The following is a 24,313-nucleotide window of genomic DNA, read 5'->3' as shown; positions in this document are numbered from 1 at the left end:
GTTAGTAAAACGTCATGTACAGTCGAATTAAAATCGTATCGGGACTTTTGTCCGTCATTTTTATCTTTATTTTGCTGCAACTGGTATCCAGTGGGTTGATGTTTACCAAACTGGGCGATAACAGCGACAGCATCAGTTATTTGAATTCATTACAACGCCAAAGACAAGTATTAACGGAAAGCTGGGTCAATTTGTTACAAGCTCGAGCTAACTTAAACCGCTCTATCAATGCCTATTTACTTGAAGGTCGTAAAATTCAAGACGATGCAACGACAGAAGATTTGATTAAAGCCGCTAAACGTAACTTTAAATCAGCGGATGATGCCTATGCACGTTATAACAAGCTGATGCAAAGTTCGGATTATGATAAGGCCAAATTTGAAAAACTATTTAGCACCTATGAAACCTATCGTGATGCGTTAATCAAGCTAGGTGAATTCGCTGAAAAAGGTGACCTTGAAGGCTTTTATGCACACAGAACCTCAGGGCACCAAGTAAAATTTGAAGAGCAATTTAACGCTTATTTTGCGGATATCTCAGCAGATTTTCAAGCCGAAGTCGTTAACGCAGATAATAACTATCGCCAATCTTTATATATGTTGGTGACGCTATTTATCTTACTCGCCTTAATTGGCTTCTTTAGTTATCGCTATGTTCGTAAAGGCATTATTGAACCACTCGGTATCTTAATTGAGCGTATTAAAGTCTTTGCTTCAGGCGATTTAACACCGAATGTGACAACAATTGCCAAGAATGAAATTGGTGAGTTGGCCAATGGTGTTCAACATATGCAGCAGGAATTGATTAATACCGTTCGTGGTGTGCTAGATGGTAGCGAAACTATTTACCAAGGTACAACCGAAATTGCAGCAGGTAACAATGACTTATCTGCACGAACTGAGCAGCAAGTTGCTTGCTTAGAAGAAACCTCAGCCAGTATGAGTGAGCTGACTGCAACCGTAAAACAAAATACGGAATACGCCCACCAAGCGAGTGAATTTGCAAACCAAGCTTCAGTGATAGCAAAAGAGGGTGGCAAAGTGGTATCGAATGTGGTCAGTACCATGCTGAACATTGCCGATAGCTCACAGAAAATCTCTGATATTACTGCGGTTATCGATAGCATCGCCTTCCAAACCAACATCTTAGCGCTAAACGCAGCGGTTGAAGCGGCGCGAGCAGGTGAGCATGGTCGTGGTTTTGCTGTGGTGGCTGATGAAGTGCGTAATTTAGCACAACGCAGTGCTGATGCGGCTAAAGAGATTAAAACGTTAATTGAAGATTCAGTGTCAAGAACTGGGACAGGCGCTCGCCAAGCAGAAGATGCGGGCGAAACAATGACCAAGATTGTCGAGTCTGTCACACGTGTCACTGACATTATGACGCACATTGCAACTGCATCAGACGAGCAAAGTAAAGGAATTGCACAGGTCAGCATCGCTGTTGCAGAAATGGATAAGGTTACACAGCAAAATGCGTCGCTGGTTGAGCAGTCTGCGGTTGCAGCCAATGTATTGGAAGAACAAGTGGCAAAACTGTCGCAATTGATTTCCATCTTCCGTTTACCACCATTAAAACAAAGCGAAATACGCAATATTCAGCCGGCAGCAAGAACGGTTTCAAATATCGTTAAAACGCCGGATCTGACAAAACTGTCATCGAAAGAACATAAAGATGATGACAATTGGGAAACTTTCTAACGGTTAAGCTCAGTCTTTCGCTGCAAGGCTTTGGTTTTGCAGCGTTTCTGTGCATTAGAAAACAAGGCAATGTTTCAGAGGTTCAGTTCTCTTAGCTGGCACAAGTGGGGATTTCTATGTTTGGTAAAAATATCCGAATTTCGGTGAGTTTGTATCTACTTCTCATTTTATTTTGTGGGATGCAGATTGTGTCTAGCGGGGTTTCTGTCGGGATTGTTGTAAGTGAATTAAAATCTTTAGAGCGTATTGATTTGGGGTCTGATAAGCGAGCGATGCTTGAAGAAACCAGTAAACACCTAATGCAAGCACGCAACAGCTTAACGCAAATTGCTTTGCTGCATAAAGTGGGTGGTAACGAACCGTTGATTGAAGAAACGAGAGTAACTTTTGATAAATTACTCGAAGAAGCTGAGAAAGATTACACCACGTTTAAAAACCAGCCTCTTTTGAGTGAGAAAGAAAATCTCGCCGCTCTTGAGGCTCGGTATCAAGCCTTTGTATTGACACTCAAAGCATTAAAAACACATTTAGATAATAAAGATATTGCAGCCTATATTGAACTTCCTGCCCAAGAAAACCAGGATCAGTTGGAGCAAGTTGTCGAGGAATACCTTGAATTACTGAATGCTGAAAATGATGAATCTCTTGCAGCAGCAAGAATGTATAACACGTTTGCGTGGAGTTCATTCGCTTCAGTGATTGTTATTATCCTTGCCGTTATTGTTTTTGTTAACTACTGGATGAAACGTAAAGTGATTAACCCATTGAAAAGTATGGGAGAGCACTTTGCATTAGTGGCTGATGGTAAACTCAATCAGAAAATTGAAGTCACTACCCGTGATGAAATTGGTGAAGTGTTTGGTAAGTTAAAAGACATGCAGGAGTCTCTAGCGACTTCAGTAACAGCGCTACGTTCAAATACGGACCAAATGTACACTGGTATCCGTGAAATCGCGTTAGGAAATAATAATTTATCTTCACGTACTGAACAGCAAGCGGCATCACTTGAAGAAACCGCAGCCAGTATGGAAGAGTTAACCGCTACGGTTAAGCAGAATGCGGATAACGCGCGCCAAGCCAGTGAACTTGCTGTTAGCGCATCGAAAACCGCAACGAAAGGCGGAGAGATCACCGAAGACGTGATTGACACCATGACTTCCATTTCCAATAGCTCACAAAAAATCAGTGCCATTATTAGTGTGATTGATGGCATCGCCTTCCAAACCAATATTTTAGCATTGAATGCTGCTGTTGAAGCTGCTCGAGCGGGTGAACAGGGGCGCGGTTTCTCTGTGGTTGCTGGTGAGGTTAGAGCATTAGCTCAGCGTAGTGCGGAAGCGGCAAAAGAAATTAAAACCTTGATTGATGAATCTGTTGGCAGAGTCAGCCAAGGTTCTCAATTAGTTAATGAAGCAGGAGCAACTATGAGTGAATTGGTTGCTGCAGTTAACCAAGTTACTGAATTAATGGGTAATATTGCCTCTGCATCCAATGAGCAAAGCCGTGGTATTGAGCAAGTCGCAACAGCAGTAAGCCAAATGGACTTAGTCACACAACAAAATGCGGCGTTAGTTGAGCAATCGACCAGTGCGACGGCAGCGCTAGAAGATCAAGCGAACAACTTAGTTGATACGGTTGCATTCTTTGAATTACCTGAAAGTCAATTAAATCGTAATCGGCGTTAAGTGTTGTGAAAACTCGTTTTTGAGTTTTCGGTGGATAATCGTAACTGGTTATTTTTTCTTAGGTTATCCATCCTAAAAGGCAGCCAAATAACTGGCTGCCTCTGGGTTTTTATTGAATAGGACGACAAGTACGATGCTTTTTGTACCACAGGTAGAACCACTGACTGATGATGAGTTTGGTCGGGTTTGTCGATTTATTCATAAAAAATCAGGCATTGTCCTCACCATGAATAAAAAAAATATGGTCTATAACCGGCTGTTAAAGCGGTTGCGTGATTGTAATATCGACAATTTTTCCGATTATTTACGGATGTTAGAGCGTGAGCCTCACCATGCAGAATGGCAAGCTTTCGTGAATGCTCTGACGACAAATTTAACCGCATTTTTTCGTGAACCGCACCACTTTGTGACGCTAGCAGACTTTGTTCGCACACGTAAAAATAGCGCGATTAATATTTGGTGCGCTGCATCTTCAACAGGAGAAGAGCCATATTCGATAGCCATGACATTGAGTGATGTGCTTGGGCCAAACGCAATTAATGCCAAAGTCATTGCCAGTGACATTGACACGGAAGTGCTAGAAAAAGCGAAACAAGGCGTGTATCGCATAGAAGAGCTGAAGTCTTTAACGGCATTACAGAGACAACGCTATTTTATGAAAGGCGTTGGCGAGTTTGATGGCTATGCGCGAGTCAAGCCAGCATTACGCCAAATGATTGAATTTCGTTATTTAAATTTGAGTGACCATGATTGGCAAATGCAACATCGATTTGATGCGATTTTTTGTCGTAACGTCATGATTTATTTTGATAAAGAGATGCAGATAAAAATGCTGGAGCGTTTTGCTCCATTGCTTAAGCCAGATGGTTTGTTATTTATTGGGCATTCTGAAAATTTATCGCAGTTATCACAAAGTTTCGTTATTAAAGGGCAAACCGTCTACAGCTTGCAAGCGGCGAGGAGGGGGTAATGAAAAAAATTAAAGTGCTATGTGTGGATGACTCAGCACTGATGCGCCAATTAATGCGCGAAATTATTAATAGCCATGATGACATGATAGTGGTTGATACCGCACCAGACCCTTATGTTGCTCGTGATTTAATCAAGCAATATGAGCCGGATGTGATTACGTTAGATGTGGAAATGCCACGAATGGATGGTATTGATTTCTTAGAGAAATTAATGCGCTTACACCCAATGCCTGTGGTCATGGTTTCAACATTAACGTCGAAAGGTTCTGAAGTGACATTAAAGGCGCTGGAATTAGGTGCTGTGGATTTTGTCACGAAACCGCAAATTGGTATTCGTGAAACCATGATGAGTTATCGCGATATTATTGGTGAAAAAATTCGCGCAGCAGCTATGTCAAAAATTACTCAGCGCAGCCGTTTTGCTCGTCCGGACAAAAAGGTCAGTGAGCCAGTTTCTCAAGCCAAAGCGCTCTCTCCCTATGTTTGTAACAGCCGTGTGATTGCGGTTGGCGCATCGACAGGTGGAACAGAGGCGATACGTCAATTTCTGGAAATGTTACCTCATGAATGCCCACCTGTCGTGATCACTCAGCATATGCCTGCGGGTTTTACGCGTTCTTTTGCTGATCGCTTAAATAAGCTGTGTGTATTGACCGTAAAAGAAGCTGAACACAACGAGCTATTACAAAAAGGCCATGCATATATCGCACCAGGCGATTCGCATATGTTGATTGCCGATAAAGGCAAGGGATTTCAAGTCATTTTACAGCAAAGCGAACCTGTTAACCGGCACCGTCCTTCTGTTGATGTGTTGTTCGATTCAGTAGCTCAATGTGTTGGGCGAAAATGCATTGGTATTTTATTGACGGGAATGGGGATGGATGGAGCGAAAGGACTATTAAATTTACGTAAGCAGGGGGCAATCACTTACGCACAAAACGAAAGTAGTTGTGTGGTATTTGGTATGCCGCGTGCTGCGATTGAAATGGGAGCTGCGGATGAAGTGCAAGATATTCTCAAGATTGCCCCAAGTGTTTTAGCAAGACTTTCTTCTGTCACGGTTTAACCCGGGGCAGGAATTCACAATTGTATTTTGAAGGAGTGGTTATGGCCGCTAAAGATCTCAGTTTTTTGGTTGTTGATGATTTTTCTACTATGCGCCGCATCGTCCGTAACTTATTAAAAGAGCTCGGATTTAATAAAATAGAAGAAGCGGAAGACGGTGTTGATGCCTTAGAGAAAATTCGTGCAGGCAGCATCGATTTTGTGGTTGCCGATTGGAATATGCCAAATATGGATGGTTTAGAACTGCTCAAAACTATTCGCGGTGATGATGCATTAAAGCACATCCCAGTTTTGATGGTGACGGCTGAAGCGAAAAAAGAAAATATTATTGCGGCTGCACAAGCGGGTGCGAGTGGTTACGTAGTTAAGCCGTTCACTGCCGCTATTTTAGAAGAAAAATTGAATAAAGTATTCGAAAAAATGGGTCTGCAATAACAGTGCGTGCCAAAGGAGATTTTCATGACTGAACAAGTGGGTATGGAAGGTATTCGCAATGGTAATGATGATTTAAAACAAGTCATTACACGCATTGGTACGCTAATGAGAACCCTGCGTGAAAGTATGCGCGAATTGGGCCTAGAAAAAAGCGTTCAACAAGCCGTGGCGAGTATTCCAGACGGAAAAGACAGGCTGCGTTATATCGCACAAATGACGGCGCAAGCGGCAGAAAAAACCTTAAATGGCATTGATGTCATCAAACCACTGCAAGTGGAAATGAATAAAAATGCGCAGGTGCTGCAACAGCAGTGGCAAGAAACCGCTGGAGATGCGGTTCCTGCACAATTGCGTGAGTCAACAGAAGCCTTTTTAGGACAGGTGATCCAAGACAGCGAAACGACTAAAGCAGAGTTGTTGGAAATCATGATGGCACAAGATTTCCAAGATTTAACAGGACAAGTCATCAAAAAAATGATGGAAGTGGTTGAAGAAGCTGAAAAACAACTGCTTGCATTATTAATGGAAAATACGCCACCTGAAATGCGTGCGAAAACGCAAAACGAAAGTTTGCTCAATGGCCCGCAAATCAATAAAGAAGGCGTTAATGTCATGGCATCACAGTCTCAGGTTGATGATTTACTTGATGAGTTAGGTTTCTAATTGCTAACAAGATTTTAATTAAACTACTCTAATTACATAGGATTAGGGTAGTTTTATTGTACTTGCGTTACAAGGAAGGGATTGCAATGATAAATAACGATTTAATTTCTACTTTCGTGATTAAAGAACAAAAAGAACAAGCTGATATCGTTCAAGAAAATAACGGGGATGTTGATGAGTGCTCTTCAGAATTACAAATGAGGCAAGCGTTAATCAATCAACTTAAAAAAGCGCGTTTAGCCAATAACTTAACCCAGATGCAAATTGCAGAAAAAATGCAAACTCAAAAGCAAAACGTGTCGCGTTTGGAAAAAGCGCAATTCGACCCGAAATTAGGCACATTATTAAAATATGCGGAAGCGGTTGGCTTGAGCCTTACCTTGGATTTTCCTTCTAAGCCCTGAATTATATAGTGTATAAGTAAATCTATATGTATTCAGGTGAGTATTTAATCGCTAATCATGTTGATAGACTGCGATGATCTTACTGCCAAGTATTTGTGCAAATAGCTCAATAAAATCATCGCGGACATCCCAATTATGAAAACTAAAACCTAAATTACCGAATGCCCATTGCGGATCAAATTGCCACGCATTAAGTGGACCATGAAAATCGCAACAAAAACAAGCGAGGTTTTCTGGTTTTCCCTCATACCAATCAGATACCGTATCGCTCCATGCATGGCTCTGTTCGCTTTGTTCACTGGCACATTGTGGGCAGTAAATACCGAGGCCATTGCCACCTGCGTGAAAAACCGTGTGTTCAGTTACGATAGACAGGTAATTTTTTAGCATATCTTCCGGGAGTTGGGTTGGGACGATTTCATCATTAATGACGTACAAAATGGGTTCTTTGTGAGCGGGTGTAGGGCGATAAATGACTTCACCATATTCAACGCCTTGGAAATGTGGGTCAATAATGCCTTGTTCTTTTAGCCAGTCAAGCATGCGCTGGGCATGTTTGGGGGCATCTTCTAAGGAAATATCTGGGGCAACAAGGTGGCAAGTATCCATAATAACCCTTTATTGTTAAAAGCCATTAATAAGTAAGTCGATTGCGTGTTTAATGTTGTCTCGTTGGCAACTTAAGTCAACGATTTTTTTCCCTAATAATGAATGAGGGACGCAAGCCATTTGATGAGTCATTAAAATGAAAACCTGCCCGTTGATTGATAATTGTGGATTTAGGCGTACAGGTAATGTTTTTTTAACAAGCCTTGCTTGCTCATAAAGTTCAGGCGCGATAGTGACACTGGCGTTTTTTTCATGCTTTGAGCCATTGTACTCATGGTATCTCCTTAATTACACGTGTTCAGGCATGTGAAATTAAGCATGCTTATTGCTCAATAGCCAAATAACCCCCTTGAACTACGTCTATTTTCCACCATTGATTTTTTTACACTCTGTCATGCTATAGCGATAACTCGTATTTTCATTAAATTTTGGAATCACGGTGTCCGACGAGAGTGATGTAGAAAAAACAGAAGAGCCCACCCCCCATAAAAAGCAAAAAGCCAAAGATGATGGGCAAATCGTTCGTTCAAAAGAATTGAGTTCGCTAATGATGATGTTAGCTGGCGTGAGCTTGCTATGGTTAAGTGGCGGACATTTGGCGGCACAACTGCGGCAAATAGCTCGTCAGGGTTTTATTTTTGATGGTCATTACTTACAAAACACAGGCTTGATGATCAGCTATTTAGGACGTGTTGTCAGTGAGGCTTTATTTGCCTTATTACCCGTGATTGGTGGGTTAGCTTTGGTGGGGATTTCTGCGTCATCGTTAGTGGGTGGGCTCGTTTTTAATAGCAAGTTGATTAAATTTGATTTGAAAAAGTTAAATCCAATCAAAGGGCTAAAGCGTATTTTTTCGATGAATGCGTTATCTGAGTTATTTAAAGCAATTTTAAAATCCTTATTTGTGGGTTTAGGGGCGTTTATTTTTCTTTGGCAAAGTTGGCCATCATTACTGCATTTAGTGATGGAATCACCGGTTACGGCGCTAAGTAATGCACTACAGAAAGTCATTTTTGCCGGGTATTTAATTGTGTTTTTGCTGATCCCGATGGTGGCTTTTGATGTTTTCTATCAGTTTCGCTCCCATTTAAAAAAATTGCGCATGAGTCGTCAGGAAATTAAAGATGAATTCAAGCAGCAAGAGGGTGACCCGCAGATTAAAGCCAAAATTCGCCAACAACAGCGTGCGATTGCGCGTAACCGAATGATGGCGGATGTCCCAAGTGCGGACGTCATCGTCACTAACCCGACACACTATGCGGTTGCCCTTAAATATGACGACAAAAAAATGAGGGCGCCAAAAGTATTAGCGAAAGGTGCGGGCGTATTGGCTCAGCGCATCAAGGAAATTGGTGAAGAGCACCGAATATTACAGTTAGAAGCACCGCCGCTTGCTCGTGCGCTATATCGCCATGCGGAGATAGGCCAAAGCATTCCTGTTGCCTTATATGCGGCGGTTGCAGAAGTTTTAGCATGGGTTTACCAATTGCGCCGCTGGCGTCGTGAAGGTGGACTCAGACCAAAAAAACCGAAAAATTTGCCAGTGCCACCGACGCTGGACTTTGCTGGAGATAACAATCGCGATGGCTAATTTGGCTTCATTATTAAAATTGCCTAAAAATTTACAGGGAACGCAGTGGCAAATACTTGCTGGACCGGTTCTTATCTTATTGATTTTGTCGATGATGGTACTGCCATTGCCGGCATTTTTATTGGATTTACTGTTTACCTTCAATATTGCACTTTCTATTATGGTGCTATTAGTGGCGATGTTCACTAAGCGCACATTAGACTTTGCTGCATTTCCAACCATTTTGCTATTTGCAACCTTATTGCGCCTTTCTTTGAATATCGCCTCAACGCGAATTATTTTGTTAGATGGCCATACAGGGCCAGATGCAGCTGGACGAGTTGTCGAAGCTTTTGGTCACTTTTTGGTGGGCGGTAACTTTGCCATCGGTATTGTGGTGTTCATTATTCTTGTACTGATTAACTTTATGGTTATCACTAAGGGAGCAGGGCGTATTGCGGAAGTGGGCGCTCGCTTTGTGTTAGATGGTATGCCGGGTAAACAGATGGCCATCGATGCCGACTTGAACGCAGGTATCATTACGGATGATGAAGCGAAAAAACGCCGTGCGGAAGTGACTCAAGAAGCGGATTTTTACGGTTCAATGGATGGTGCGAGTAAGTTCGTGCGTGGGGATGCGATTGCGGGGATCATGATTATGGTGATCAACGTGGTTGGCGGGTTAATTATCGGTGTTGGTCAACACAATATGTCATTGGGTGAGGCGACAAGTGCGTATACCTTGCTGACCATCGGTGATGGCCTTGTGGCGCAAATTCCTGCTTTGATTATTTCAACGGCTGCTGGGGTTATTGTCACTCGAGTGGCAACCGATGAAGATGTGGGTGAGCAGATGGTCACCCAGCTATTTAATAACCCGCGAGTGATGTGGTTGAGCGCAGGCGTTTTAGGCCTAATCGGTTTGATTCCGGGTATGCCTAACTTTGTTTTCTTGCTATTTACTGCAGCACTGGCCGCCCTTGGTTGGTATTTAGTGCGTAAATCGCAACAACCCGAAAGTGCCACGGGAGATAATAGCCAATCGCAGCATTTCCAAGAAGCAAATAAAGTGGTTGAAGCCACGTGGGATGACGTGCAACTAGAAGATTTGTTGGCGATGGAAGTGGGGTATCGGTTGATTCCCTTAGTTGATAATGACCAGCAAGGTGAATTATTAGGGCGACTGCGTGGTTTACGTAAGAAATTTGCTCAAGAAGTGGGGTATTTACCACCTGTCGTACATATTTGCGATAACTTGGCGCTTTCCCCCTGTGAATACCGAATTCTGATCAAAGGTGCAGAAGTTGGGCGGGGAGAAGCACAGCCTGGTCGTAGCCTGGCTATTGACCCAGGTAATGCCGCCGGGTCGTTACAAGGCGACGTCACCAAAGAGCCTGCATTTGGTTTACCTGCAATCTGGATTGATGATGATTTACGTGAGCAAGCGCAAATACAAGGGTATACCGTGGTATCTGCGAGTACCGCAGTGGCAACTCATTTTAATCAAATTTTGTTGCAAAACTCCAGCACCTTATTTGGCCGCCAAGAAGCACAAATGTTGTATGATCGTGTGAAAAAAGAGATGCCAAAATTGGCAGATGACCTGATCCCAGATACCATTTCGTTAACCATTTTGCACCGTGTACTACAAAATTTATTAATGGAAGATGTGGTAATCCGCGATATGCGTACCATCATTGAAACCTTAGCTGAAATGGCGGGGGAAAATGGTGAGAATAAAGATACGGATTACCTGACGTCACAAGTGAGAATTGCGTTAGGTCGGGCTATCACCCAGCAATGGTTTGGTAATGCAGAAGAAATTCAAGTTATCGGTTTAGAAGCTAGTCTTGAACAGATCTTACTGCAAGCCGCTAAAAATGGCGGGGGATTAGAGCCAAACTTGGCGCAGTTTATTCAAACTCAAGCGGAGCAAGCCGTGGCACACCAAGAGGCGATGGGAGCCCCAACGGTATTATTAGTTAACCATGGCTTACGCCTAATTTTATCGCGTTTCTTGCGGCGCAGCCTGCCACAGCTAGTGGTCATGTCGAATTTAGAAATGACTGACCACCGTAAGATCAGAATGACGTCAATGATCAGCGGCAGTTAATTCTATCGGTATTATTTGCCATTTAGCTACAGTATTAAAAAGAGGAAAATTGCCAATAGGATACGGTAATTTTCCTCTTTTTTTATTCCAAGACTTTGCTTAATTAGCATATTTTCTTCCTTAACCATGATAATTTTTACTATAGTAAAAATTATAGTGAGTTGAAGCTAACCTGTTGGTGGGGATTCATTATGAATAATAAAATAAATGAGTTACTGAAATTTGCTCAAGAAATGAAAGCAATTGGTGGTGCTGATGGCACCGCGGCTCGCCGTATCGAGGCGCGGATAAAAACACAAGAGCTTAAGAAAAAATTCACCAACCCTAAGTCTATGACAGGAGAAGACATTAAACGTATTTGTGAGCAAAATAATATTTCTTAATCTTCTCTCGCTTCGATATTAAATATGACCAAGGAAAGTGTTTCTAAATGGGAAAGAGGGGAGATTAAACCAAATGGTGCAGCATTAAGGCTACTCAAACTAATTGATGAAAAGGTGTTTATTATCTAGTACATGAAAGGGTAATCCTTTTTAGTTTAAAAATACAAAACAACCTTAAATTGAAATTTTCTTACCTAATATAGGGCGCTTTGACTCTAAGCCATCAGCACCATAAGTAGACTGGTTATTATGCTTTTTCACAAAGTTTAGGCGCTGAGCATTTAGCTCAATATGCAATTGCAGCATCTGGTGATTACGATAATTCAGCTCTTTTAGGTTGGTGGTTAAGGTTTTAATGGCTTCCCATACCCCAGCTAGTGCGTCATTGTTCTCATAAGGTGCACTAACCTCCGCTTGTGCTTCTAATGCCAAGCGGTTTGTTTCACCATGACCAATTGCGGCAACCAGAAACCGTTTTTGTTCAGTGGTTTCTTGAAAAGGCGAAGGTGGTACACGGTGATAACCTAATAATAACTCTTCATTTTTCATTACTATCTGTAATGATTGCAAGTGAGAGAGTTGTTGCTCGAGTAATATCAGTAATTCGTCAGTCATGATGGCTATTTTTATTTCATTGATAACATGCATTCATGGGCATCACGTAAAATGCCATCGGCAATTTTTTCAGCGTCCATTTTTAAGGTGCCATCTTTGATAGCTTGTTTGATTTGCTCAACTTTAGCACTGTTAATATCGCTAGCTTGAGGTTGCAATAATTTTTTTTGTAACTCACTTGGCGCAAAAGAACTCTCTTGAACGACTTCATTGCTGGATACTTTTTTGTCGCGCATCGGGGCAGCCGCATCTTGTGGGTCGCGGTTTGTCACCTGAGTCAGCGCAGGAATTGCAGATGTTTGCTCAATAGCCATAATGTATTTTCCTATTCCCGATTTTTGTCATATGTCAGTTATCGGCTTATATTGATGAATCTTTAGTGTCTATAGTGTTACAAAATATTGCATCATTCACCAGCTATACTCGTCATACTTGAAGTTGCAGCGTTGTTGACTGCACTCAGCTAGCCGAATCACATACTCATGTATGCTCATCGGTCTATCTTCACTTGTCGCCTAGCTGCAACTCGAATTATTTAGAGTATATACTCGTATTACTGCAAGTTGCAGCGTTGTTGACTGCACTCAGCTAGCCGAATCATAGACTCATGTATGTTCATCGGTCTATCTTCACTTGTCGCCTAGCTGCAACTCGAATTATTTAGCGTATCAATGGGGTTATCTTTACCTCAATACCACTTGGACACTGCCATTTTCTAACGCTTCCCCATTCACCACTTGCCCATTTAACAAGCGTACTCGGGTATTTTGGCCGGCAGTGGCATTATTAATGGCACGACCTTCATATTTCACTGAAAAATTATCACCATTGGCGAACACAAATACCGTTTGTCCCGCTTTTATTGCCCAAGGCTGTCTTGTCATTGATTTTGTGAATGTTTGCCCGGCAGGAATATTACGCAGGGCTATCGCACCACGTAGCGCGATTTTATCGGTGCTTGCACCTGTGGGGAGTTTATGTAATAAGCCCTTCTTGGTACCGATATCGACAAATTGTATGGATTCCCCTCTATTTATATTACGTGTTGCCACGTAATACTGACCTGTCACATTCACGGTAAGCTGAATAAACTGCTTTTTCTTACCACATTGTATCGGTAGGGAAACATTACCCATATTGCGCCCACCAACTGGGGGGTTGAGCTGGGGGTTTTCACAAGTCGGCCAACGCTCAATCGGTGTTTTAATCTCAATTGAAACTTGCTTGCCTTTCCCATGAATTTGTCGAAAGTATTGGTTGATGTCTTGAGGTAACGACGCTTGAGAAAGTGTTGGAGTAAGCCCTAATAAGCTGATTACCAAGTATAATGGCAATTTTTTAGCGTAATACATCCCTTTTATCTCCCCCAGCAAGCAAACTTTTTCACGATTGCAGTTTACGCAGCTCTGAAATAACGAATGAGCCAAATAGGTCAATTATTTTGCCTTTATCTCGCCATTAGAATTTTTCGTAGGCCGCTAAGATATGCAGGTCGAATTTTAATTTTTACTCGCGAACGTTCAAATCAGGGATCGCGTTATCTCCATTGAGGGCCACTATGATTGATAAATTAAACGCCACGTTTGCTTTCCAGCAACAGGCTTTGTCAATACGCGAAGCAAGGCAGACCGTATTAGCTTCAAACATTGCTAATGCCGATACACCCGGCTACCAAGCACGTGATATTGACTTTAATCGTCAACTTCAACAAGCCATGGATAAAGGTGTGGTAGGGGGAAAAGGTGTGACTCTTGCTGTCACTTCGAAAGGGCATATCGAAGGGCGAGGAGGCAAAGCCCCCAATATTGACCTGAAATATCGAGTTCCTTACCAAACCTCAATGGATGGTAATACGGTAGATATGGACATTGAACGTAGCCAATTCGCAGATAACACCCTGAAATATCAGGCCGACCTTACATTCATCAATAGCCGCGTCAAAAGTATGTTGGCTGTCTTACAGCAAGGGTAATCTTCATGGCTTTACTGAGTATTTTTGATATCTCTGCATCAGCATTGACCGCGCAATCTCAACGCTTGAATGTCAGTGCGAGCAATATGGCCAATGCAGAAAGTATAGCAGGGCCTGATGGCCAACCATACCGTGCAAAACAAGTGGTTTTTCAAATGGCACCACAAGGGCGCCATGAAGTAGGTGGTGTACGTGTGAGCGAGTTGATAGAAGACCCTACGCCACCTCGTATGGAATATAAGCCCGGCCACCCGTCAGCGAATGAAAAAGGCTATGTGCAAATGCCAAATGTCGACATGGTCGGTGAAATGATCAACACCATTTCAGCTTCCCGTAGCTATCAAGCCAATTTAGAAGTGATGAATACAGCAAAAACCTTGCTGCAAAAGACACTCACAATAGGCCAGTAAGGGAGCGTTTTCATGGGAATTGCAGCCACAATGTACGACCCTTTGGATAATACGACAGCTGGCCCTGAGCCAGCTGCGAGTAATGTGCCAAAGAAAAGTCAAAGTGACGATATGCGTGACACTTTTTTAAAAATGATTGTCACGCAAATGCAAAACCAAGACCCAACCAAGCCAATGGAAAACACGGATTTAACCAGCCAATTGGCGCAAATAGCCACGCTTGAAAGCATGAATAAACTCAGCGATAGCGTGAGTGGTATTTCCCAACAAATTGGTTCAGGTCAGTCATTACAAGCCACTCAGCTGGTTGGTAAGGGTGTGCTTATTCCGCGCAATGAAATCATCTTAGCGCCGCTCAAGAAAGAGAGCACAGGTGAAGACAGCAATGTGACTAAGCCATCAAACCCGCTTCCTGATGAAGGCATCAGCCCAAATAGCCCTTCAACATTTGGACTGAGTAATAAAGAGGCTATTGAAGGTGAAGAAGGCGGTGAAGAGCCGCAATCTGAATATATTTCTTCGCCGTTTGGTTTCTTTTTACCGAAATTGGCAGACAAAGTTGAAATTACTATTCGTGATAAAAACCGAATGGTTGTGCGAACCATTACCTATGATACGGAAGTTAAACCCGATATCTATGATATGGCGTGGGATGGTCGTGATAACAACGGAAACTTAGTCACAGATACAACAGGAAAATATTACTTTGATGTGAAAGCCGTCAGTTCGGGGGCTGAAATCGAAGTCACCAAACTGGGGTATACCCGTGTTAACGGTGTGACTCCAGGGGCTGACGCACCATTACTTGATGTTGGCATTGGGCAAAGTGTCCCGCTGAGCAGCATTTTCAAGGTTTATCCATCTTCTTAATTTACCCCCAATACTCATGGAGAAAATATGTCTTTTTCACAAGCAGTCAGTGGCTTAAATGCAGCCTCAGCGGGGCTTGATTCAATTGGTAATAATATTGCCAACTCCGCAACAAATGGTTTTAAAGGAGCGACAACCTCATTTGCAGATATGTTTGCAGGTTCAGGTGTTGGTCTCGGTGTTAATGTGGCCGCGGTGACACAAAATTTTAAAGATGGCCCAATCACGCGTACTGATAGAGCGACAGATGTTGCTATCTCCGGAAATGGCTTTTTCCGTGTACAAGACCAAAACGGTGATACTTATTACAGCCGAGATGGCCAATTCTTACGGGATAAAAGCGGTAACCTAGTGAATAACCAAGGTATGGTGGTCACAGGCTATCCTGCGAGTGTCGACGAAAAAGGCAATGTTACCATTCAAAGTGGTGGTGTACCTGAGGGCTTGAATATCCCAACGGATATGATGGATGCAAAAGCATCGGAGTTAGCGAAATTAACCATTAATTTGAATTCAGAAGACAAAATCAAAGATAAAGCTTTCGATGTTGATAACCCTGATGATTCCGCGACTTATAATTTCAGTACAACCATGACGGCGTATGATAGCCAAGGTAACACGCATGAAATCTCTGTTTATTTTGTAAAAACAGCGGACAACAAGTGGACGGCTTACGCTAAAGATGCGAATGACACAGCAGCAACTAAGCTGGGGGATATGTCATTTGATGGTAACGGAAAATTGGTGACAGAAACGGTAACACCGGGCCCGAATCCAGGTGATGACCCTGTTGTAACGCCAATAGAAACAACGTTTGATTTTGCATACAAAGGGCTAAATGGTGCAAATGATGGCACCTTAAAAGTTGATTTAGGGAAAACTCGTCAACAAAAAGTCAGCGAATCTTCCGTCAGTGCGATTGATGTGAATGGTTATCCTGCTGGTGAATACACCACCTTTAAAATTGAAGATAACGGTTTGATTACCGCTAACTATTCTAACCAACAAAAACGTGTGGTTGGCCAAGTGGCGTTATCTGCGTTCGCAAACCCAAATGGTCTGGTATCCCAAGGTGGCAACGTTTGGGCCTCTTCTAATGCCTCTGGTAACCCAATGGACGGTGTTCCGGGTGTCGGCCAGTTTGGTAAATTAACCAGTGGTGCATTGGAATCTTCTAACGTCGATATGAGCCAAGAGTTAATCAGCATGATTGTGATGCAGCGTAATTACCAATCAAACGCGCAAACCATAAAAACACAAGATCAGATGTTACAGACGCTGGTTAACTTACGATAAAACAAGAGGGTGGCCATGGATCACGTCATTTATACCGCGATGGGGGGAGCGCGTCATGCGCTGGAAAACCAAGCGATTGTTTCAAATAACATTGCCAATGTGTCAACTGCAGGCTTTAAAGCGCAATTGTCCGCAATGCGTGCCGTTCCAATAAATGGTGACAGCGAGCAAACCAGAACGCTGGTGGTGGCATCGACTCCTGGTGCTGATATGAGCCAAGGGCCACTCAATTATACGGGTAAACAAACCGATGTTGCGTTAAACGATAAGCATTTTTTGGCTGTTGAGTTAGCCGATGGCACAGAGGCTTATACCCGTAACGGCAACATCCAAGTGTCTAGCGAAGGTGAACTTGTCATTGGCGAGCGCCGCTTACAAGGTGATGGTGGGCCGATTAACGTTCCGCCAAATGCAGAATTAACCATTGGTGCAGACGGGACAGTTACCGCACTTTTAGCCACTGACCCGCCAACGATGTTAGGGCAAATCGGGCGTTTGAAAGTGGTTGAAGCGCAACCGCAAGACTTGATCCGTGGCGAAGATGGTTTGTTCCATTTATCACCACAAGGGCAAGCGGCAAATGGCAATGCTTTGCCACAAAGTGAACGAGGAATTGTCACCGCGGGAGTCATTGAAGGCAGTAATGTCAATGCCGCGGAAGCGATGGTTTCTATGATTGCTAATGCAAGGCACTTTGAAATGCAAATGAAAGTTGTCCGCAGTGCTGATGAAAATGCACAACGGGCGAACCAACTGCTCGCTGTTAGCTAATTTCACAAAGGAATTATTATGATCCGCTCATTATGGATTGCCAAAACAGGGCTTGATGCTCAACAAACTAACCTTGATGTTATTTCCAATAACTTAGCCAACGTTAGTACGAATGGTTTTAAGCGCCAACGTGCTGTTTTTGAAGATTTAATGTACCAAAATATTCGCCAGCCGGGTGCCATGAGTTCAGAACAAACTTCGTTACCATCTGGTTTACAAATGGGTACAGGTTCACGCCCTGTTGCCACAATGCGTATTCATGCGCAAGGCGCATTAAATAAAACGGGAAATACCAACGATATCGCTATCAGAGGGCAAGGTTTTTTACATGTGCAAATGCCGGATGGTACAGATGCTTATACTCGTGATGGGGCATTACAGCCAAACCAAGATGGCCAGTTAGTGACCTCAAGTGGTTATCAAATCGTTCCTGCGATTATGATCCCCGATAACGCGAATAGCTTGTCAATTGCGCGCGATGGTACCGTGACTATCACTGTATATGGCGATAACCAACCACAGCAAATTGGCCAAATAACATTAACCACCTTCATCAATGACGCCGGTTTGGAAAGTATGGGTGAAAACCTGTATATGGAAACGGCCAGTTCTGGTGCACCAAATGAGAGCGCACCAGGTACTAACGGCGCCGGTTTACTTTATCAACATATGTTAGAAACCTCTAACGTTAACGTGGCAGAAGAGTTGGTCAACATGATCCAAACTCAACGTTCTTATGAAATCAACAGTAAGGCGGTATCCGCTTCTGACCAAATGTTACAGCGCTTAACGCAATTGTAATTGGTAAAAAATACGTAAAAATAACTCATTGCGATAGTGATGAGTTATCAATGAGAGGGATCTCTTCGTGATGATAAAACGTACACAGCAGCAAAAGAGTAACATGATGATTGAAAGCGGCACGATTTCTCAACAGCAAAAAACAGCGTTGCTAACGCATTTCATAGCGCCTAAACAGGCAGGGTTACTTGCCATTTTGGTCTTAGTTACCAGCGGTTGTGCACAAATCAAATCGCGTCCATTAGTGGACACACAAACCACTGCAATTCCAACAGCACCGACAGCACCTGCACCCAATGGCTCGATATTTCAAAGCGCGCAACCCGCTTATTATGGTTATCAACCGTTGTTTGAAGACAGGCGCCCTCGTAATGTTGGCGATATTTTAACCATTAATTTGCAAGAAAACGTAAGTGCGAGCAAAAATTCCTCTGCGAATGCGAATCGTAGTGGGAAAACAGGTTTCTTAGCTGCGATCTTACCGGGTTTCATGCAAGGGTGGATTGGCGGTAAAAACACAGAATTAGATATTAAAGGTAACAGTGACTTTAGCGGCAAAGGCGGTGCCAATGCCAACAACACCTTTAAAGGCACCATTACTGTCACAGTAGATCAATTATTGGCGAACGGTAACTTACATGTGGTTGGTGAGAAACGTATCGCGATAAACCAAGGTACTGAGTCGATTCGTTTCTCGGGAGTGGTTAACCCACGCACAATTGGTTCAGACAATCATGTGAGTTCGACACAAGTCGCTGATGCACGTATTGAATATGTGGGCGACGGCTATATTAACGAATCGCAAAACATGGGATGGCTACAACGCTTTTTCTTAAATGTTTCGCCTTATTAATTAAACATTAGCGAGAAAACAGCCGAGATAATTCAATGAAAAACAAAGTATTAATTTTGCTATCACTATTTTTTTGCTTCGCTTTTTCAGCATACAGTGAGCGTATTAAAGATTTAACTACCGTACAAGGTGTACGAGATAACGCGTTGATTGGCTATGGTTTAGTCGTTGGTCTGGATGGGACAGGTGACCAAACCATGCAAACGCCGTTTACCACACAAAGCTTGAATAACATGCTGTCACAAATGGGGATTACGGTTCCGCCGGGTACCAATATGCAATTAAAGAATGTGGCAGCGGTCATGGTCACCGCGAAATTGCCGCCTTTTGCACGAACTGGGCAGTCCGTAGATATTGTTGTTTCCTCAATGGGTAACGCGAAAAGCTTACGTGGTGGTACGCTGCTGATGACCCCCCTAAAAGGGGTAGATGGGCAAATTTATGCAATGGCTCAGGGTAACATCTTAGTGGGTGGTGCGGGTGCCAGTGGCGGTGGGAGTAGTATTAAGGTTAATCAACTCAATGGTGGCCGTATTACAGGTGGAGCGACTATTGAGCGCGAATTACCGAGCAGTTTCGGGCAAAACGGTGCGATTAACCTGCAATTAAACGAAGATAGCTTCACATTGGCACAAGATATTGCTGATGCAATTAACCGTATGGGCGGTATGGGGACTGCATCGGCGTTAGATTCAAGAACGGTACAACTACTGGTGCCTGCCAATAACCGTGACCAAGTGCGTTTTTTAGCCCGGGTACAGGAACTGAATGTACGTGCGCCAGTGGCTGAGGCGAAAGTCATTCTCAATTCGCGTACGGGATCTGTAGTGATTAACCGCAGTGTCACTTTAGATAGCTGTGCTGTTGCACACGGCAGTTTAGCGGTTACGGTAGAAAGACAAACTCAAGTTAGCCAACCGGATACCCCATTTGCGGGAGGGCAAACCGTAGTGACTCGTAATACCAATGTTGGGGTGCGTGATCAAGGTGGGGCGCTGCAAAAAGTCAATGCAAGTGTGCAATTAAACCAAGTTATTCAAGCACTGAATACACTCGGTGCAACACCAAACGATTTGATGTCGATATTACAAGCGATGGAAAGCGCAGGTTGTTTACGCGCGAAACTGGAGATCATCTAATGAGTGACATGCAGCTATTGCAAGGTGCCGCATTTGATTTACAGTCACTGGGGCAGTTAAAAGGTGAACTGAATAAAAATTCGGAGCAAGGGCTGCGCCATGTCACGCAGCAACTTGAGGCAACATTCGTTCAATTGATGCTAAAAAGTATGCGTGACGCACTCCCGCAAGATGGCTTATTTTCCAGCGACCAAACTCGTATGCTGACCAGTATGTATGACCAGCAAATCGCCCAAGATCTTTCGCAAAAAGGTTTAGGTTTCGGGGAAATGATGTACCAACAGCTCACTCGAGACCAACACACTTCAAGCGAGCCAACATCCAACAGCTTACTAGCGTTAGATGAAAAAACAGCGCAATCATTACCACCATTTAATATGGAACAAATGATGCGACACTTTGCGCCAATGGGCGATGCACTATCGGCACCATTCCAAAAAATCAAAGCATTATCGCTTAACAGCAGCAATTTTATTAGCCGATTAATTGGCCCCGCAAAAGCCGCGAGCCAAGACAGCGGTATTTCACATTTTCTGGTATTAGCACAGGCGGCATTAGAAAGTGGTTGGGGTCAGCGAGAAATTCTGAAGTCAGATGGAAAAACCAGTCATAACTTATTTGGGATCAAAGCGGGAAAAAACTGGCAAGGGCCTGTTACGAATATTATGACAACAGAAGTGATTAACGGCAAAACCATCAAAATACGTGATGATTTCCGCGTTTATGGCTCTTATGAAGAGGCGATTGCGGATTATATCAATCTATTGACAGAAAACCCGCGTTATAAAGACGTCAAAAAAGCGCCGACACCAGAGATTGCTGCACGCCGTTTACATCAAGCAGGATATGCCACAGACCCGAGTTATTCGGACAAACTGATTACTTTGATTAATCAAATACGTGGTCATCAACCAATAGGTAGTCATTCTGCTTCAAGGGCTGTACAGGCATATACCATAGATTTGAACGATATCTTCTAAAAATACGGAATTATTGGGAGTTTGGACTAAACAATTACGCTGAATTTCCGATAACCAAATATGCTCTAAATAATTTGAGTTGCTATCGCTTTCATTGTGTCAGCCAATGGTGGCGATAAGCACCCAGAACAGGAAAAGCTTATGCTGAACAATGTAATGAATAATGCGCTCAGTGGTGTGAACGCTGCACAAGGCGGGTTAAGTGTTATTTCTAACAACTTAGCCAACGCTGGTGTGGGTTACTATCACCGCCAAAGTGCTGTTTTCGGGGAGAATCCCGGTACGATGACACCTAATGGCTATTTTGGTAACGGCACTTATTTCAGCCATGTTCGCCGTGAGTTTGATGAATTTATCAATGCGCAGTACAGCCAATCCCGCGCACGTAGTGGCGACTATGAGGCGTACGTTAAGAATTGTAATAAAGTTGATGATTTGCTTACTAATGATATTGAAGATATCTCAAGCAATATTGGTAGCTTTTTCACCGCGTTAGATGCAGCTAGCAGTGATGCAAGTGACAAAACGTTGATTGACGTTTTTTTAGGCAATTCAAATGCACTACTAAGCCAGTTTAAAGAAGCGGATCGTCGTCTGCAGGAAATGGAACGCGATACCAATCATCAGATAGAAAATAAAGTAAAAGACATCAATATCTACGCTGAAAAAATTGCCGGCTTAAACCAGCAAATTTCACGGATCCGTTCAGTAAGTGGTTCAGAGCCAAACGATTTATTAGACGTGCGTGACCGTTTAGTCAATGAAATTAACTCATTAATTGGAGTGAAGGTTATTGAGCAAAACGGTAACTATAATGTGACCTTTGCCAATGGGTTACCACTAGTCACGGGGGAGAAAGCTAATCGTCTGGAAGCGGTTCCGTCTTCTAAAGATGATAGCCGTTTTAGTATTGGCTTTGTTGGAGCTAATGGCCAAGTCCGCGAAATTCCTGACGAATCATTTCGTGGTGGGGAACTCAGTGGTATTTTGCGTTCTCGCCAAGAAGTCATGGACCCGGCTTATCAAAAACTCAATAAGTTAGCATTAGTTTTCGCGACTAAATTCAATGAAGTACATAGCAAAGGTTATGATGCCAACGGCAACACGGGCAAAGACTTCTTTGAAATTGGTAAAGGAACTGTCGTTAGCAACACCCATAATAGTGGCAAAGCGGACTTTGATCTCAGTTATAGCGATGTGTCTAAAGTCACAGGCAATAACTACGAGATGCGTTTTGACGGCAGTGAATGGAATGTCACACGTTTACCAGAAGGTACCAAAGTACCTGTGGATTCAAATACGGCAGGGACACTGAAATTTGATGGTTTAGAAATCAAAATCAGCAATAGTACGGGTATGTCAAAAGGTGACTCATTTCTGGTGAAGCCAGTGAGTGGTGTGATCAACGGTATGCAGACCTTGGTCAGCAATGCATCCGATTTTGCGGCAGCGGGAAGCAAAGACAGTGGCCCTGGTGACAATGAAAACATTAAAGAACTGGTTAAATTACAAGACGAAAAACTGATTGATGGTAGTTCTACGTTTTCCGATTTCTATGCAACGTTAGTTAATGATGTGGGTAGTAAAACCAAACAAGCGCAAATTGATTCAGAAACACAGAACAAGATGACCGAGAGCTTCTATGAGCAAGAACAAGCTATCTCGGGCGTGAATATGAATGAAGAAAGTATTCAGATGCAGAAAATCCAACAGTTTTTCAATGCCAATGCGCAAGTGCTAAAAACGGTGGATGATTTATTTAACGCATTGATGCGTGCATTCTAAATATTAGCGATAGGATAAGGATTTAGCGATGCGTTTAAGTACCAATATGATTTATCACCAACGCTTGCAAGACATGAATAGTGCGCAAGCGCGTTGGATGGATGCAGGGAGCCAATTAGCTTCTGGTAAGCGTGTAAGCAAGCCTTCTGATGACCCGCAAGCATCTTCGCAAGCGGTGCGGATTAATCAGTCAGAAAACCGTAACCAACAATATGTAGCAAGCCGCGGATTTGCGAAAACGGGAATGACATTGCAAATGAGTATTTTGACTCAGATGACGGATGTGACGACGCAAATCGATACCACGATTATTCAGGCATCAAACCAAGGTGCTTTAAGCGATAAAGACCGCAGTACTTTGGCTGAACAGCTAACGGGTTTAAAAGAGCAATTAGTGGCGTTAGGTAACTCGACAGATGGAAATGGTCGGTATATTTTTGCGGGTTTTAAATCAGATAAACCGCCATTTGAAATTGATGCTAGTGGTGAGGTGCTCTATCACGGTGGTGATAAAGCCATTATGCAGAATGTGGCGAGTGACCGTGAGATGACAACCTATTTCACCGGTGCGCAAGTGTTTGATACAGACAGTAATGGTGTGGTCAATATTTTTAAAGCGTTGAACACGGGTATCGAATCACTGAAAAAACCATTGCAAGGAGCACCACAAGCAGATTTAGACCAAGCGCAAGCAGAGTTGGGTGAAGCGAACAGTGCCATCAAGTCCGCATTAGATCAAATTTCCAACATTGAAGCTAAGCAAGGTCTACAGCTACAGGAAATTGATAAATTAGACTTTTTAGCTGACACGCGCTCTATTCAAAATGCAGCCCGTAAAAGTGAGTTGTTAGAAACCAACTGGACTGGCACCACTACAGATTATTATAAAGAAAAAGCGATGTTTGAAGCTTCACAAAGTATTTTTAAAGACTTAAACAGCATGTCACTTTTCGGCAGCCGTTAATTATTTAATATTATTTTTACTCACCGCGCTTTGGAGTGATCCAAGCGCGGTTTTTTTGAGCTTTAAAAATGCTATGTTAGACAATATGTTATAGATTTGATGTAAAAAAATTGAATTAATGTTTTATTACGCAATAAACTTTAATAATTAAATGATAATATGTATTATTCTCATTTGAGTGTTTTGTGATATAGGAGATTTATGCGAGTTTTTAAGGTAAATACTAAATGGGTTTTCACTATTATTGTTTTATTAGGAG

At 42.9% G+C, this 24,313-nt stretch carries 26 protein-coding genes; 21 read left to right on the top strand and 5 right to left on the bottom strand.

Going from position 1 to position 24,313, the window contains the following annotated elements:
• Window positions 1–14: 14 nt before the first annotated feature.
• From ACU696_RS15935 to ACU696_RS15905, 7 genes are all read left to right on the top strand, one after another.
• Window positions 15–1,700 (top strand): methyl-accepting chemotaxis protein, encoded by a 1,686-nt coding sequence (locus ACU696_RS15935; protein WP_109911153.1) that lies wholly within the window; start codon window positions 15–17, stop codon window positions 1,698–1,700.
• Window positions 1,701–1,816: 116 nt separating this feature from the next.
• Window positions 1,817–3,385 (top strand): methyl-accepting chemotaxis protein, encoded by a 1,569-nt coding sequence (locus tag ACU696_RS15930; RefSeq protein ID WP_109911154.1) that lies wholly within the window; start codon window positions 1,817–1,819, stop codon window positions 3,383–3,385.
• A 133-nt stretch (window positions 3,386–3,518) separates the two neighbouring features.
• Window positions 3,519–4,355: a CheR family methyltransferase gene (locus tag ACU696_RS15925; protein ID WP_004909839.1), complete on the top strand. Its 837-nt coding sequence runs from the start codon at window positions 3,519–3,521 to the stop codon at window positions 4,353–4,355.
• The gene (locus tag ACU696_RS15920) at window positions 4,355–5,422 is read left to right on the top strand and encodes a protein-glutamate methylesterase/protein-glutamine glutaminase (RefSeq protein ID WP_004909841.1); all 1,068 of its coding nucleotides are present in this window, start codon (window positions 4,355–4,357) and stop codon (window positions 5,420–5,422) included. The genes ACU696_RS15925 and ACU696_RS15920 overlap by 1 nt, the downstream gene beginning before the upstream one ends.
• Window positions 5,423–5,463: 41 nt before the next feature.
• Window positions 5,464–5,856 carry a chemotaxis response regulator CheY gene (cheY, locus tag ACU696_RS15915; RefSeq protein ID WP_004909843.1) on the top strand — a complete coding sequence of 131 codons (393 nt, stop codon included), beginning with the start codon at window positions 5,464–5,466 and terminating at the stop codon, window positions 5,854–5,856.
• Window positions 5,857–5,880: 24 nt separating this feature from the next.
• Window positions 5,881–6,519, top strand: coding sequence for a protein phosphatase CheZ (locus tag ACU696_RS15910; protein ID WP_110731846.1), 639 nt, complete (start codon window positions 5,881–5,883; stop codon window positions 6,517–6,519).
• 86 nt (window positions 6,520–6,605) lie between these two features.
• Window positions 6,606–6,923 carry a helix-turn-helix transcriptional regulator gene (locus tag ACU696_RS15905; protein WP_004909849.1) on the top strand — a complete coding sequence of 106 codons (318 nt, stop codon included), beginning with the start codon at window positions 6,606–6,608 and terminating at the stop codon, window positions 6,921–6,923.
• A 51-nt stretch (window positions 6,924–6,974) separates the two neighbouring features.
• On the opposite strand, the gene ACU696_RS15900 is transcribed toward ACU696_RS15905, so the two are convergent.
• Together ACU696_RS15900 and ACU696_RS15895 are read right to left on the bottom strand one after the other, a co-directional pair.
• Window positions 6,975–7,532 (bottom strand): hypothetical protein, encoded by a 558-nt coding sequence (locus ACU696_RS15900; RefSeq protein ID WP_110731848.1) that lies wholly within the window; start codon window positions 7,530–7,532, stop codon window positions 6,975–6,977.
• Window positions 7,533–7,547: 15 nt separating this feature from the next.
• Window positions 7,548–7,688 (bottom strand): CcdB family protein, encoded by a 141-nt coding sequence (locus tag ACU696_RS15895; RefSeq protein ID WP_245211118.1) that lies wholly within the window; start codon window positions 7,686–7,688, stop codon window positions 7,548–7,550.
• Between the two features lie 283 nt (window positions 7,689–7,971).
• Here ACU696_RS15895 and flhB point away from each other — a divergent pair, with 283 nt between their 5' ends.
• From flhB to ACU696_RS15880, 3 genes are all read left to right on the top strand, one after another.
• Window positions 7,972–9,123: a flagellar biosynthesis protein FlhB gene (gene flhB, locus ACU696_RS15890; protein WP_209101347.1), complete on the top strand. Its 1,152-nt coding sequence runs from the start codon at window positions 7,972–7,974 to the stop codon at window positions 9,121–9,123.
• Window positions 9,116–11,215 (top strand): flagellar biosynthesis protein FlhA, encoded by a 2,100-nt coding sequence (gene flhA, locus ACU696_RS15885; protein ID WP_004909858.1) that lies wholly within the window; start codon window positions 9,116–9,118, stop codon window positions 11,213–11,215. The genes flhB and flhA overlap by 8 nt, the downstream gene beginning before the upstream one ends.
• Window positions 11,216–11,406: 191 nt before the next feature.
• Complete coding sequence (locus tag ACU696_RS15880; RefSeq protein WP_226537852.1) at window positions 11,407–11,598, top strand: hypothetical protein; 192 nt, start codon at window positions 11,407–11,409, stop codon at window positions 11,596–11,598.
• A 174-nt stretch (window positions 11,599–11,772) separates the two neighbouring features.
• On the opposite strand, the gene ACU696_RS15875 is transcribed toward ACU696_RS15880, so the two are convergent.
• From ACU696_RS15875 to flgA, 3 genes are all read right to left on the bottom strand, one after another.
• Window positions 11,773–12,213 (bottom strand): flagella synthesis protein FlgN, encoded by a 441-nt coding sequence (locus ACU696_RS15875; RefSeq protein ID WP_109911332.1) that lies wholly within the window; start codon window positions 12,211–12,213, stop codon window positions 11,773–11,775.
• A gap of 11 nt (window positions 12,214–12,224) precedes the next feature.
• Window positions 12,225–12,527, bottom strand: coding sequence for a flagellar biosynthesis anti-sigma factor FlgM (flgM, locus tag ACU696_RS15870; protein ID WP_209101350.1), 303 nt, complete (start codon window positions 12,525–12,527; stop codon window positions 12,225–12,227).
• Window positions 12,528–12,896: 369 nt separating this feature from the next.
• Window positions 12,897–13,565 carry a flagellar basal body P-ring formation chaperone FlgA gene (gene flgA, locus ACU696_RS15865; RefSeq protein WP_164528951.1) on the bottom strand — a complete coding sequence of 223 codons (669 nt, stop codon included), beginning with the start codon at window positions 13,563–13,565 and terminating at the stop codon, window positions 12,897–12,899.
• A 206-nt stretch (window positions 13,566–13,771) separates the two neighbouring features.
• On the opposite strand from flgA, the gene flgB reads away from it, so the two are divergent.
• From flgB to flgL, 11 genes are all read left to right on the top strand, one after another.
• On the top strand, window positions 13,772–14,185 hold the full coding sequence (flgB, locus tag ACU696_RS15860) for a flagellar basal body rod protein FlgB (protein ID WP_004255669.1): 414 nt from the start codon (window positions 13,772–13,774) through the stop codon (window positions 14,183–14,185).
• 5 nt (window positions 14,186–14,190) lie between these two features.
• Window positions 14,191–14,595 carry a flagellar basal body rod protein FlgC gene (gene flgC / locus ACU696_RS15855; RefSeq protein WP_004909868.1) on the top strand — a complete coding sequence of 135 codons (405 nt, stop codon included), beginning with the start codon at window positions 14,191–14,193 and terminating at the stop codon, window positions 14,593–14,595.
• Window positions 14,596–14,607: 12 nt separating this feature from the next.
• Window positions 14,608–15,465 (top strand): flagellar hook assembly protein FlgD, encoded by an 858-nt coding sequence (locus tag ACU696_RS15850; RefSeq protein WP_209101353.1) that lies wholly within the window; start codon window positions 14,608–14,610, stop codon window positions 15,463–15,465.
• A gap of 27 nt (window positions 15,466–15,492) precedes the next feature.
• The gene (gene flgE / locus ACU696_RS15845; RefSeq protein ID WP_004909872.1) at window positions 15,493–16,761 is read left to right on the top strand and encodes a flagellar hook protein FlgE; all 1,269 of its coding nucleotides are present in this window, start codon (window positions 15,493–15,495) and stop codon (window positions 16,759–16,761) included.
• 15 nt (window positions 16,762–16,776) lie between these two features.
• The gene (locus ACU696_RS15840; protein ID WP_109911160.1) at window positions 16,777–17,532 is read left to right on the top strand and encodes a flagellar basal body rod protein FlgF; all 756 of its coding nucleotides are present in this window, start codon (window positions 16,777–16,779) and stop codon (window positions 17,530–17,532) included.
• A gap of 18 nt (window positions 17,533–17,550) precedes the next feature.
• The gene (gene flgG, locus ACU696_RS15835) at window positions 17,551–18,333 is read left to right on the top strand and encodes a flagellar basal-body rod protein FlgG (protein ID WP_209101355.1); all 783 of its coding nucleotides are present in this window, start codon (window positions 17,551–17,553) and stop codon (window positions 18,331–18,333) included.
• A 70-nt stretch (window positions 18,334–18,403) separates the two neighbouring features.
• Window positions 18,404–19,186, top strand: a complete 783-nt coding sequence (locus tag ACU696_RS15830; RefSeq protein WP_004909879.1) for a flagellar basal body L-ring protein FlgH — start codon at window positions 18,404–18,406, stop codon at window positions 19,184–19,186.
• Window positions 19,187–19,221: 35 nt separating this feature from the next.
• Window positions 19,222–20,325 carry a flagellar basal body P-ring protein FlgI gene (locus ACU696_RS15825; RefSeq protein ID WP_004909881.1) on the top strand — a complete coding sequence of 368 codons (1,104 nt, stop codon included), beginning with the start codon at window positions 19,222–19,224 and terminating at the stop codon, window positions 20,323–20,325.
• On the top strand, window positions 20,325–21,305 hold the full coding sequence (gene flgJ / locus ACU696_RS15820; RefSeq protein WP_109911162.1) for a flagellar assembly peptidoglycan hydrolase FlgJ: 981 nt from the start codon (window positions 20,325–20,327) through the stop codon (window positions 21,303–21,305). The genes ACU696_RS15825 and flgJ overlap by 1 nt, the downstream gene beginning before the upstream one ends.
• A 141-nt stretch (window positions 21,306–21,446) precedes the next feature.
• Complete coding sequence (gene flgK, locus ACU696_RS15815; RefSeq protein WP_110731852.1) at window positions 21,447–23,090, top strand: flagellar hook-associated protein FlgK; 1,644 nt, start codon at window positions 21,447–21,449, stop codon at window positions 23,088–23,090.
• 28 nt (window positions 23,091–23,118) lie between these two features.
• A complete protein-coding gene (gene flgL / locus ACU696_RS15810) occupies window positions 23,119–24,054 on the top strand; it encodes a flagellar hook-associated protein FlgL (RefSeq protein WP_109911164.1) in 936 nt (311 codons plus the stop codon).
• Window positions 24,055–24,313 lie beyond the last annotated feature (259 nt).

It is taken from the genome of Providencia sp. PROV_01 (assembly GCF_053098325.1).
Note: the sequence above shows the minus strand (reverse complement) of the source record. Positions and strands in the feature narration are given on the sequence as shown.